The following is an 11,238-nucleotide window of genomic DNA, read 5'->3' on the forward strand; positions in this document are numbered from 1 at the left end:
CACAACAGCGAGTCGAGAGAGGATTCAGATTCTTAAAAGATCCTTCATTCATGACCTCATCATTTTTTGTTGAAAAGCCAAGCCGCATAGAAGCGTTATTATTTTTAATGACGACAGCACTTATGATTTATGCCGGTCTAGAACATCAAATTAGAACTACACTTAAAGAGAATAAGAAAACAATCACAAATAGTATGAAGAAACAAACAGATAACCCAACTCTGAAATGGTTATTTTTGAAATTCACCAAGATTAAATGTTTGATAGTGGATAAAAAAACTGTGTATATCAAGGGTATTGATGAAGAGCATAGGCTTATCATCAGACTGTTAGGCGAACCCTACGAGTCAATATATAGGGAGGTTAAAAAATGACCATTTTTTAACCTAAGAAATAATTATAAAATATAGTGCGGAAAGACAGATGGAGATGAAAAATATGACGAGCTTGAGGTTCTAATTGCTCCAAAATTCAAATTACATATTGATAAGATAACATCCATTAATGGTTTTGAGACAAGAAAAGATAAACACTCTCCACTAGAGCCAATCCCTGCGAGTTTAATTGAAGCTTCAATGCTTTTAGCGAAGTAAAATACTTAATATGAGAACAAAAAAGCCACCGAAAGGTGGCTTTTGCGTAGAATAATAATAAGATAATGAATTTATGATACTTTTTTGCTCAAAGATGTCAAGAGCTAGACCGAGTAAAAGTACGCTTTTGAGTGTTTTTAGTCTTAATGGGTAGTATTTGAACTTCTACTTCTGTTTTTTCAACTGAATAAGCCTCTAATACATCATTATTCATCAGTGCTTTTGCTTTAACATTTGAATAAGGGATACCTTGAGTTTTCAATTGTTAATTACCCTCATCGTTTTATTGCTAATTCAAATGCATTAACTTGCTACTTGTAAGTTAACCTGTTTTAGGCGACTAAGTGCCAACTCTAGTTTTCGATACAAGCTAGAAACTAGATAGATGTTTTGTGTCAGTTTATGGTATTGCTAGATTGCGAAACGACGTTATTAGGAAGGGCATAGCCAATATAGCACCTCAACAAAATGTCGCTAGATAGTCGGTTTGAAATTAGTTTTCACTCAAATTTTTGAGTTCTATGAGGGTGATCTGTTTTTTACACAAGGCATGAAACTCTCTTGATTTTAATCCGGCTTGTTTTGCTATTGATTGGATGAGAACTTTAGAGAAGGGTGAACTATGTTTGGAAACCGTTACTAAAAACTTGGTATTTTCATCGACTTTACGCCATTGTTCGTGGCCGGTCGCTTTTTTGGGGAGCATTTCAAAACCCAATTCAGTGAGTCCTGCAACAACCTCTTGATAGGTTAAGGGCGTTAGTTTTTGTTTTAAAAAATTCAACATTTTATGGATTAAGTGTGTTTAAAGTTAAATTTTGAATTTTCCTCTGTAAAAATAGAGCCCTTTCTCTTACCAATTGAAATAACGAAAGTAATCCAAAAGTATTTCAAAACTAAGGATAAAGGTGCTTTACGATTCAGCAATGATTCTGTGTATTGAGGCTCTCTAAAGGCTTCATCTAAAAAATCTAAAATTTGCGCTTCAAGTGCTTTGATAGCATCGTCAATAGTATCGGCTTGAGTTGCCAGATTTAAATCAATACACACCGCAACATAGACGCTGTCTTGTTTGTAAGCCATGCAACGTAATGTCTTTTTCATATTATTTATCTCGTTATCAAGTTTCTTGATAAAATTATCTCATATTTTAGGTCGTCATGTGTTTGGATAGTGTAAAAAATTTTAAACCTATATTACGCATTTATAGCCTAGAGCTGAAAATCACAAATACGACTATTTTACTACCATACAGATTTTTATACACACTGGGGTTTTAGTAGGAAGTGTTCGTCACTAAACAAAATGTTTTGAGTTTGAGGAATGCTGAAGCCGTTGTCTCATCAATTTAGTGCATGATTTCAAGAGAATGAATAGATGGTACTTTTTTGTTCAAAGATGTCAAGGAATGGGGTATAAAAGAGCAAAAATTTTGAATAAAAGTAGAGTCTATTGATCTTCGTATATAAACAAATTACTTAGTACAAACATTTAAAGTTATGAATTCAAGTGATTAAGCAGAGAATGTTTGAAAAATAAAAATACGCAACGTTACATTACTTTGGTATATAATCTCAAAAGTACCAATTTTTGGTATGATTAAAATTAATCTCTATCTTTAGGGGGAAATAAAAATGCAAAAAAACACCTCAATCTCTTTGGGCGAACATTTCAAAGAATTTGTAGAAATACAGGTACAGAGTGGCCGCTATAATACAGCGAGTGATGTCGTAAGAGCTGGACTTAGAATGCTTGAAGAACATGAGACTCGTTTGAAAGCACTGCAAGATGCACTTTTATTAGGGCAACAATCTGGTGAGCCAAAACCGTTTGATAGTGATGCATTTCTAAAAAGGATGCATTCTAAACATGGCTAAATCCTATCGACTTACCCCACTTGCTGAAATAGATATAGAAGAAATATGGCTTTATAGTAATCAAAACTGGGGTGGGGAACAGGCAGATACTTATCACCAGAACATAATCAACACGATAGCATCATTAATAAATGGGCATAAGCAAGGTAGACCTGTAAGCTCACTCCCCGATTTCCATAAAGTATTATGTGGAGCCCATGTAATTTATTTTATTGAAACTGACTCATCCATTGATGTGATTAGAATATTGCATCAAAAGCAAGATGTTGAGTTGAATCTTATTGGGTATCCCTAAGTCGGGTTTTACTTTAAGAAATTTTATGTCAGATACAATTTCTCGGATAATAAGTTTACTGTTGGATTTTTAGTCTTAATGTTGCTAATCATAAAATCAAAATACTCATTTACTTGATAAATTTAGTTAGAGTCATTTTTTGGTTTATCAGTTTGTTATGCGTATAGGTTAAGTTTATGGATATAAGTGAATTTACAAACCCGCTAAATCAAGAGTCAGATTTTAATAATTTAGTTAAAAATGGAATAGAGTTTCTTGAAATGGCTATCTCACAGCTTGAAACTAAACCAAAACACTCTTTAATAAATTTTTACACGGCGGTAGAAATTTTATTGAAGGCTCCGTTGGTTCAGGAGCATTGGACTTTAGTTATCGCTGATCGAGACATTAGTCTAGAAAAATATAAATTGGGTAATTTTGTCTCTGTGTCTTTTGTTGAGGCTTGTAAACGTCATAAAGATATATTGGGTAAACCAATTGAACTAAGTGCAATAAAAGCATTTGATATAATTCGTCAACACCGTCATCGAGTAGTTCATTTCTATCATGAAGGTATTTTCAATCCTGAGGAACATAAAAATATTAAAGCAGAACAGGCCACAGCTTGGTTTGAACTTCAGCGGTTTATTACGGTTACTTGGCGAGAAATCTACAAACCATTTCTACAAAAATTTGAAAATATGGAGAGGGTTTTAACTGGAACCAATAACTACGCAAGCGTTAAGTACAAAAGTATTGAGCCTGATATCCAAGAACAAATAAAAGCAGGAAAACATTTTGAGACGTGCACTAAATGTGGTTGTAATTCTTTTGAGGTGATAGAGGAAGTAAATAATTTAATATCTAAAGCTTGTATGGTGTGTTTTCATAATGAAGTAAAACTTAAGATAAATTGCCCTTCATGTAATGATCCAAACCAGTTTATATCCCCCTTCGAGGGATTCCAGTGCGAATTATGTAATTACACTATTACTAGTCAACATGGCCTATACAATCTTATTGACCAAAATACGGATAGTTATAAGGACTATTTTGAAGCTATTACCCCAGCTTCCTGTGATGACTGTGAAGGCTATGAAACTGTTTGCGAATATGAAGAACACTACCTATGTGTTTGTTGTCTAACTCTCTATGATACAGTTTATCAATGTGAATATTGCAACGGACATATGACTTCGGAAGCTTCAGACACGTACATTTTTGGTTGTCAAAATTGTGAGGGTATGCGGGGCATCATTCAATGGATTAAATTATATTTTTGAAAAAATAAACCTAATGATGCTTTAAGGTGATTAATTGAGGTTGATATGATTAAAATTACTGAAGAAATACTCACCCGTTATGTATCATTGCTTATTGCCTCAAGACGGGTAATTCCAATGCTTACTGAAGGAGAACAAATCATTATAGCAAAGAAGACAAAGAGTGCTTTTTTCCCGTACAAAGTTAATTCAGAAGGAGAAATAATAAATTCAGAACTTCCACGAGTACCATTTGTTCAGATGTTGGAAATGATAAAAGAGTATCAAACTAGTTTGAATAATGAACGCAAAAAGTATGATAAGGGTTTTCGCCACTTAAGTTATTCAACACAGTTGCTACCAGATTTTTTTAATTACTTGGAAGAATGTTATTTTGACGAAGTAATGCAGCAAGAGAACATTCCAACTGCAATTGAAGGAAAAAGGCGTTTAGTTGAAAACTATGTACTTTCCAGAAATCCGAAATTAGTTGAAGAGGCAAAAATTCGGGATATATATACTTGCCAAGCCTGCGGGTATCACAAATCAATTAATGGTATTTTTATTATTGATTGTCATCACATTACCCCACTTTTCTTGACTGGTGAAAGAGAAACAAAAATTGATGACCTTGTTTGTTTATGCCCTAATTGTCATAGAATTGCCCACAGCAAAATGCCCCCGCTAAATCTTGATGAGATTAAAAATCTACTTAACATCAATTAAAGACCAATCGGCTATCAATACCTAAACAATCACTGGAGAAAATACCATGACAGATTTTTTTAAACATGACCCATATAGCAAGCTCTACCAAGATTTTATGCATGAATTGGCAGAGAAGCATTTAGAGGCAACCGAAGGCCTTAGTATGCCGTTTTTACCCAATATCCAACAAACGTCTGATGTTGCTGTGATTGGGTTAGAGACCAGAGGTTGGGGAAGTAAATATAATTTTCAACAAATGCTTACCGAGAACAAGCCAATCGAAGAGATAGCTCAATCCAGTTTAGGTATTTATCAAGGCGTGTTAAATAGAGAAATCAAAGGCAAATTCTGGTGGTTAATGCGAGAAGTTAAGAAAGTGGTTGACCAAGAGCCGATGTGGTTAAATTTTTACGCATTTGATTACAATAAGACCTCAATCCGAAAATCCAAAAACAAAGAACTGATCGCACTGATCGACAAGTATTCCGCTGAAAAACTAATCCTTGAAATCGAACTTACCAAACCCAAAGCTTTAATTTTCTGTGGCAAGTTTCATGGCAATCTCACTCAAGTAAAAAATGCATTATTACAAGGTAAGCAACCTGAAATCATTAAGCCGGGTGATTACTTTATTCAACAATGGGGTGATTATCGCGTTTGCCGTATTCCCCATGCAGCCGCACCCGCGGTCAAAGACAAAGGTACGATAATCAAGGAACAGTTGGATAAGGTGAGGGAGTATTTGGGGTAAAGTTTACAAAATATATCTAAGGACTATAAGTTTTATAGATTTGGAGGCAAATCCTAAGTATAAACCATCTAAATTATCTCTAAAATCAGTATGTTTTTAAAGATCGTTATTCTTAGTGACTTTATATTACTCGTCTGTAACAATATATAACAATTTTCTTACGGACTTATAATTCAAAAATAGCAAAAGGATACTTATCATGAAATTGAATTTAGCCAAGACGGTGGTTGATTTTTTAAAGGAAAATGCAGAAGTCAAATATACAGCGAGAGAAATCGCATTATGGATTTTTGAAAATTATCCGGAACAGTGCCAAGCTAAAAAAAATAACAGTGAGACACTAAAAACAGATGTCGAATTAATTAATCAAATAGTAGCTGAAATTGGTTCTCAAAGACCCCGTACTCAAAAAAGACACCCAGGTTTAAAGATCACAGAAGGCAGACCCCGTAAATATTATTTTTCTGAGAAGTCTGACATTTCTGCTGTGGAAAATGTAGAAGGCCACGTTACGAAAAAACAAACTGGGGATAAAAATGAACATTCATTGTATCCGATTTTGTCTACTTTTCTTTGGTCTGAATTTGAAATTTATAGCAAAAGAATTGATGAAAAAAGGTCATCAAATATGAATGGCCCCAAAGGTAATCATTGGCTTCATCCTGATGTTGTTGCGATGGAAACACTTGGTGTAGATTGGCATAGTGAAGTGAAAAGCTGTGTTAGTCATTATGCAGAAAAACGCACGAAGTTGTGGTCTTTTGAAGTTAAACTTCTTTTAAATCGTTCTAATGCGAGGGAATCTTTTTTCCAAGCTGTATCTAACTCATCATGGGCTAATTTTGGTTATTTAGTTGCTGCTGATATTGAAGGTAGTGAGACTTTGAAAGAGTTAAGAATGCTTTTTGCTGCTCATGGCATTGGATTAATTAAGCTAGATGTTGAGAATCCTGCCGAAAGTCAAGTTCTTATACCTGCGAGAGAAAAGGATAATGTAGATTGGGATATGGCTAATCGCCTAACAAATGAAAATAGAGATTTTGTTGAATACATCAAATTAGTAAAACAGTTTTATCAAACGGGTGAAGCTAACCCTAGAGACTGGGATGTACCAAATGATTTTGAATTATAACACTATTAGAGTAATAGATGTATTTAAGTAAATGTGTAGTAAAAAATCGAAAATTAGTATAATATGTAAGTGCTAACCTTATAAGAAGGAAAATATTTTATGCAAGAAACTCAAATAATGACTGACTATTGTGCGGCAGAATTTTTTATTGCTCAAAATTCTTCGGTGAGTTCAGACACAAATCAAGTACGTTTGTCTAAGGCTAAAGAGATTACGCAAAAATTAAGCCAGCTAATTGTTACTAATGGTTTCATAATCAGAGTTTATGCTTATAATACAATTGGTAGTGATAAATGGTATTCCGATGAAGTGGCTGTGTCTGAAAGAGGTTTTGTCTATTTTTATATGCCCCCCATAGTTGGTGGGATTGTATTTTTGACACAGTCTGAAGAATTATATTTTGAACCTAATAGAGATGCAATACGAATAAGAGCGGATAGATACTTGTCTTGAAACTAATTGAGTGAATGATATCCATTCATGTGAGAAATTATTGATGCACAATGAATAAAATGGCTTAGATTATTAAAAAAATCGTTAAGTATATATTATTTTAACTATTTTTCGGATAATTTTTAATGTGTATGAATCTTTCGAATTATTAAATATTAATGATATAAAGAGCTATTATGAAAAGCTATTGCATAAATTATACATTACCTATATCTGATCAAATCAATATGCCAATGCAAAAGGATATCGACGTTAGTAGTGAACACTATATTGAAATTGAGAGCATTATAAAGTGTGTGAGAAAAATTTTATATTCAGAGCAATTGTATGATGCATTTATTGAGGCTTATGTTGATTATAAAAAATATATTTACTGTTTAAATATAGAAAATAGTGTTTTCTACTTAACGGGGGACAAGGCAAGTCACCAAATCTATAGAGATAAATATTGGTTTTCATCTAATACTATGAGAGGATTTAACACCTTATTAAATCTGTCAAAAAAATATTTAGATTTTATTGCCCCGCCTCATTCTAAAAAAAGAAAAAAAAGAAATAAAATAAATAAAATAAATATTCCATTTGCAAAGATAAAATTATTTGTTAATAAAACTCATGAGAATAGCAAATACTTTAGATTAATCTATTTGTTTAGGAACTTAGAACAGCATATCAATGATAAATTTGAATATAATTTTAGTCATACATATGAACAAATTGGAGTTAAACAAAAAAAAGATTTGAGAACCTTAAATGTCGATAAAGATGAAATATTAAGAGTAATAAAATTACAGGCGATTGATGATAAAAAAAAAGAAAAAGATATTGCAATATTAGATTCTTTTGGTGAGAGGGTTGATTTGCTTGAATGTTTAGATGATTTTTTTAAAGAGCTTTCATGTATAAATATGTATAAAAGACAGTTAATATCAAATAAATATTCAAAGTTGTTAACTGAGCTGAAGGCAAGAATAAAAAAAATAACAGATGTAGATGCTTCAACTATAACTTTATTTACAGCAGAAGAAGGAAGACGAGAAATTTCTGCTGAGGTGGATTTTGAATACTCAGAGTTTTTATATAATTATCTTATTAGTAAAAATGATTCAGTTTTAAACCAGAACTCAATAAATAATACAGGATTAATATCTATACCTAATTAACTTGAAGGTGAATTAACCCCGCTTTTAAAAGCCCTGGTAAACAGGAAATTTAGAGGGTAAAATTCAACTTCAAGTAACTTTGGCATATACCCGTGATCATTGAAGATGATTGTAAAAACCCAAAATAGGGATCATCATATAACCATGTATATTCCACTTACCGATAAAGAAAAATCAGAATTATTACACCAGCACGCTAAAACGCGAGATAAGCGTGTTTGTGACCGAATTAAAGCCGTTATCCATGCCAGTAATGGGTGGTCTGTCCGTGAAATCTCGACAGCCTTATTAATTTCAGAAGCCAGCGTACTGCGCCATATTCAGGACTACCTTAACGAAAAAAAGCTTAAACCGGAAAATGGTGGAAGTGAAAGCAAATTAACACCCGAACAGACTCGGGCGTTGATTCATCATTTGACGGAAACAACTTACGTTTATAATCATCAAATCATTGCCCACGTCAAAGCCACATTTGGTGTGCAATACACAGTCCCTGGCATGCACAAATGGCTTAAAGCACACGGTTTTACCTATAAAAAACCAAAAGGCTTACCAGCAAAAGCCAATCCTGAAGCACAGCAACACTTTATCGAACATTACACTGCGTTAAAAAGCAACCATCCTAATGAGGTGATCTTATTTATGGATGCGGTCCATCCCACTCAAGGCACGAAACTCAGTTATGGCTGGATCAAAAAAGGAACGGATAAATTCGTCAAAACCCACGCGAGTCGAACGCGTATCAATTTAGTGGGTGCGTTGAATCTGGCGAATATTGCTGAAACTGTGACCCGTACGTATGACGCAGTAAACAGCGAAAGTATTGTCCGTTTTTGGGTGCAATACGAAAACAGTATTGATTTAAGTAACGTATTTACGTGATCTTGGATTGTGCGGGCTATCATCGCTGTGAACTTGTGCTATTTGCAGCCAATGCGCTGAATATCGCTTTACATTATTTATCGCTGTATAGCCCGAATCTCAATCCGATTGAACGGCTGTGGAAGGTGATGAATGAACCTTGCTTTTAAAAGTCCCCACTGCAGAGGGGGGAAGTACTTTGGGATTAAATTCTAGAAAATACAAAACATTTCTGATTGTTACTAATGTATAATACCTCTTTCTAAATTTAACGAAGAGGTAAAGTATGATAAATCGTGATTTTGAGTATATAAATGAAGTAATTGCTGATTTTTTTAATATGAAAAATATTAAAAAACGATTAAACACCTTTGATGAACAAGGGATTACTGGTTGGGAAGTCTGGCTTCAAATTGAATTTGCAGCGTTTATTACAGCAGAGAGTAAAGCTTTTGAATGGAATCGTGAGTTACGATATGGTTGCGACAAGCGTAAAACAAGTGGTGATTATATTAAGCCCGATTTTATTCTAAAGAAACCATATTGGACATCTGGTACACATGTTGCTCTTGAATTTAAACAAAATAGTAGTCCCACCACATGTTTGGCGAATATGCTCAGTGATCTCAAAAAATTAGACCTAATCAAGCAATCTGAAAGCACACTTAGAAGCGCATGGGCAGTTGGTGTCACACGAATTGATTCTATTGAACTCAGTGTACTTGAAGATAAATTAGCAAGTTCTGCTGAAGAATTAACAGGCGATAAAAAGCCTTATAAACATACGCTGTTACAACAAATTAAATGTACACAGTTTGCCTATATGTTGATGTAATTTAATTATATTTTGGTATAAGCCAGCTAACCATTTTTTTAATCTATTTACTAATATATTACTAGTGAGATGAAAGTGATGAATCTGATTAAAACTAAATTTTGTTGTTCTATTGTATTTCTTATAACAGTTTTATCGGGGTGCTCTAGCCAACAATACGTTGTAACTCAACAGCCCCAACAAATTCAAATAGCGAGTATTCATTTAAAAATTGGTGAAACAAATATCAATTATGTAATTAATACCTTAGGTGAGCCTACCTATCAAAATAGCAGTGTGGATTCAACGCATTATCAGTACAGTACTTGTGCACTTTCAGAAAAGTTTAGAAAGCCTGTAATAATTGATCTTCAACTAGATAGCCCCAATGTACCCATGCTTAATAAACGATTAGCATGTGTTCCATACGATCAAAATACCAAATATATGTTAGATATGATTTTTGATGAGAATGGTAATTTAACCAGTGTTTCAATGTCTTAATACTGGTTAATTGAAAATATTTTTTACTTAAATCCCCAAAACACCCACTCCCGATACCTCTCCAACGCCGCCTCAACACTTCTACGATAAGTAGAAAGTGACGGGGCAGTGTGGGTATCGCGGGTTTGGCGGTGAAAGCGGACGGCGATTTGGTACTTCGTAAGCATCCGACAAACACATGTCGTTTATTCGATTTCGTCAAGTATAATAGGCATTATTGAGGCTGAGATTCTTTAATTCTCAGTTTTTTGAATTGATTTGATCGGTAAGAGTTTATCTATATCTTTGTATTTCCAAGTTGGCAACACCGCTAAGGTTTCTCTTAACCATTGCTCTGGATCGATACCATTGGCTCTTGCTGTGGCAAGTAAACTCATGATATTAGTCATCAGTTGTCCAGCAGCAAGTGAACCCGCAAATAGCCAGTTTTTTCTGCCTAAAGCGATAGGCCTGATGTTTCTCTCAATATGGTTATTATCGATAGGGACATTGCCATCGGTTAGATAAATTTCTAGAGATTTCCATCGATTAATGGCATGCTTTAATGCCCTAGCAAAAGCTGTATTAGGCAATGCTTTAGATAAGTGGTGCATTATCCATGTTTTTAACTTTTTGAGGATGGGTTTAGCAAATTTCTTTCGCCCCCGTTTTCTGTCTTCAGGTGTTAGGAGTTTTAATTTATCCTCAATCTGATAAAGTTTAGCACTTTCATTAATGAAATATTGAGCAAATGGATGCGGTGCGACTTTAACTATTTCAGCAAACTTACGGCGGACATGGGTAAAGCAACCTGCTTCAATAATCGATTCATATTTATCAAACAAGGCTTTATATCCTGAGTAATCA

14 protein-coding genes and 2 pseudogenes are annotated in these 11,238 nt (G+C 34.0%); 12 read left to right on the forward strand and 4 right to left on the reverse strand.

Features of this window, described 5'->3' with window-relative positions:
- Positions 1–374: pseudogene (locus BMW37_RS14410) on the forward strand (IS1634 family transposase); the annotation flags it as partial.
- 316 nt (positions 375–690) lie between these two features.
- Here BMW37_RS14410 and BMW37_RS15255 read toward each other — a convergent pair.
- From BMW37_RS15255 to BMW37_RS14420, 3 genes are all read right to left on the reverse strand, one after another.
- Positions 691–855 (reverse strand): hypothetical protein, encoded by a 165-nt coding sequence (locus tag BMW37_RS15255; protein ID WP_177168695.1) that lies wholly within the window; start codon positions 853–855, stop codon positions 691–693.
- A 231-nt stretch (positions 856–1,086) separates the two neighbouring features.
- A complete protein-coding gene (locus BMW37_RS14415; RefSeq protein WP_093322623.1) occupies positions 1,087–1,380 on the reverse strand; it encodes a type II toxin-antitoxin system HicA family toxin in 294 nt (97 codons plus the stop codon).
- A gap of 8 nt (positions 1,381–1,388) precedes the next feature.
- On the reverse strand, positions 1,389–1,697 hold the full coding sequence (locus tag BMW37_RS14420) for a DUF1902 domain-containing protein (RefSeq protein WP_093322625.1): 309 nt from the start codon (positions 1,695–1,697) through the stop codon (positions 1,389–1,391).
- Between the two features lie 530 nt (positions 1,698–2,227).
- Between BMW37_RS14420 and BMW37_RS14425 the strand changes: the two genes are divergently transcribed.
- The 11 genes and pseudogenes from BMW37_RS14425 (at position 2,228) to BMW37_RS14480 (ending at position 10,392) form a co-directional block, all read left to right on the forward strand.
- A complete protein-coding gene (locus BMW37_RS14425) occupies positions 2,228–2,470 on the forward strand; it encodes a type II toxin-antitoxin system ParD family antitoxin (protein WP_093322628.1) in 243 nt (80 codons plus the stop codon).
- Positions 2,463–2,765 (forward strand): type II toxin-antitoxin system RelE/ParE family toxin, encoded by a 303-nt coding sequence (locus BMW37_RS14430; protein ID WP_093322630.1) that lies wholly within the window; start codon positions 2,463–2,465, stop codon positions 2,763–2,765. The genes BMW37_RS14425 and BMW37_RS14430 overlap by 8 nt, the downstream gene beginning before the upstream one ends.
- A 176-nt stretch (positions 2,766–2,941) precedes the next feature.
- On the forward strand, positions 2,942–4,027 hold the full coding sequence (locus BMW37_RS14435; RefSeq protein WP_093322632.1) for a hypothetical protein: 1,086 nt from the start codon (positions 2,942–2,944) through the stop codon (positions 4,025–4,027).
- Between the two features lie 45 nt (positions 4,028–4,072).
- Positions 4,073–4,732 carry an HNH endonuclease gene (locus BMW37_RS14440; RefSeq protein ID WP_093322635.1) on the forward strand — a complete coding sequence of 220 codons (660 nt, stop codon included), beginning with the start codon at positions 4,073–4,075 and terminating at the stop codon, positions 4,730–4,732.
- Between the two features lie 46 nt (positions 4,733–4,778).
- On the forward strand, positions 4,779–5,465 hold the full coding sequence (locus BMW37_RS14445) for a hypothetical protein (protein ID WP_093322638.1): 687 nt from the start codon (positions 4,779–4,781) through the stop codon (positions 5,463–5,465).
- A 199-nt stretch (positions 5,466–5,664) separates the two neighbouring features.
- Complete coding sequence (locus tag BMW37_RS14450) at positions 5,665–6,597, forward strand: COG2958 family protein (RefSeq protein WP_093322640.1); 933 nt, start codon at positions 5,665–5,667, stop codon at positions 6,595–6,597.
- A gap of 99 nt (positions 6,598–6,696) precedes the next feature.
- On the forward strand, positions 6,697–7,050 hold the full coding sequence (locus tag BMW37_RS14455) for a hypothetical protein (protein ID WP_093322643.1): 354 nt from the start codon (positions 6,697–6,699) through the stop codon (positions 7,048–7,050).
- Positions 7,051–7,226: 176 nt separating this feature from the next.
- Entirely contained in the window at positions 7,227–8,213 is a 987-nt protein-coding gene (locus tag BMW37_RS14460; protein WP_093322645.1) for a hypothetical protein, read from the forward strand.
- A gap of 144 nt (positions 8,214–8,357) precedes the next feature.
- A pseudogene (locus BMW37_RS14465) lies at positions 8,358–9,232 on the forward strand (IS630 family transposase); the annotation flags it as partial.
- Positions 9,233–9,360: 128 nt separating this feature from the next.
- Positions 9,361–9,909 carry a hypothetical protein gene (locus BMW37_RS14475; RefSeq protein WP_093322652.1) on the forward strand — a complete coding sequence of 183 codons (549 nt, stop codon included), beginning with the start codon at positions 9,361–9,363 and terminating at the stop codon, positions 9,907–9,909.
- 78 nt (positions 9,910–9,987) lie between these two features.
- Positions 9,988–10,392 carry a hypothetical protein gene (locus tag BMW37_RS14480; RefSeq protein WP_093322655.1) on the forward strand — a complete coding sequence of 135 codons (405 nt, stop codon included), beginning with the start codon at positions 9,988–9,990 and terminating at the stop codon, positions 10,390–10,392.
- Positions 10,393–10,625: 233 nt separating this feature from the next.
- On the opposite strand, the gene tnpC is transcribed toward BMW37_RS14480, so the two are convergent.
- On the reverse strand, positions 10,626–11,238 hold a 613-nt coding region (gene tnpC / locus BMW37_RS14485; RefSeq protein WP_143047686.1), incomplete at its 5' end, for an IS66 family transposase.

Origin of the sequence: Thorsellia anophelis DSM 18579 (assembly GCF_900111395.1) — a bacterium.
Classification (GTDB): Bacteria; Pseudomonadota; Gammaproteobacteria; order Enterobacterales; family Thorselliaceae; genus Thorsellia; species Thorsellia anophelis.

Coding starts and splice junctions, on each gene's coding strand:
- BMW37_RS14415 (WP_093322623.1), bottom strand. CDS start 1,380: ATGTTGAATTTTTTAAAACAAAAACTAACGCCCTTAACCTATCAAGAG.
- BMW37_RS14420 (WP_093322625.1), bottom strand. CDS start 1,697: ATGAAAAAGACATTACGTTGCATGGCTTACAAACAAGACAGCGTCTAT.
- BMW37_RS14425 (WP_093322628.1), top strand. CDS start 2,228: ATGCAAAAAAACACCTCAATCTCTTTGGGCGAACATTTCAAAGAATTT.
- BMW37_RS14430 (WP_093322630.1), top strand. CDS start 2,463: ATGGCTAAATCCTATCGACTTACCCCACTTGCTGAAATAGATATAGAA.
- BMW37_RS14435 (WP_093322632.1), top strand. CDS start 2,942: ATGGATATAAGTGAATTTACAAACCCGCTAAATCAAGAGTCAGATTTT.
- BMW37_RS14440 (WP_093322635.1), top strand. CDS start 4,073: ATGATTAAAATTACTGAAGAAATACTCACCCGTTATGTATCATTGCTT.
- BMW37_RS14445 (WP_093322638.1), top strand. CDS start 4,779: ATGACAGATTTTTTTAAACATGACCCATATAGCAAGCTCTACCAAGAT.
- BMW37_RS14450 (WP_093322640.1), top strand. CDS start 5,665: ATGAAATTGAATTTAGCCAAGACGGTGGTTGATTTTTTAAAGGAAAAT.
- BMW37_RS14455 (WP_093322643.1), top strand. CDS start 6,697: ATGCAAGAAACTCAAATAATGACTGACTATTGTGCGGCAGAATTTTTT.
- BMW37_RS14460 (WP_093322645.1), top strand. CDS start 7,227: ATGAAAAGCTATTGCATAAATTATACATTACCTATATCTGATCAAATC.
- BMW37_RS14475 (WP_093322652.1), top strand. CDS start 9,361: ATGATAAATCGTGATTTTGAGTATATAAATGAAGTAATTGCTGATTTT.
- BMW37_RS14480 (WP_093322655.1), top strand. CDS start 9,988: ATGAATCTGATTAAAACTAAATTTTGTTGTTCTATTGTATTTCTTATA.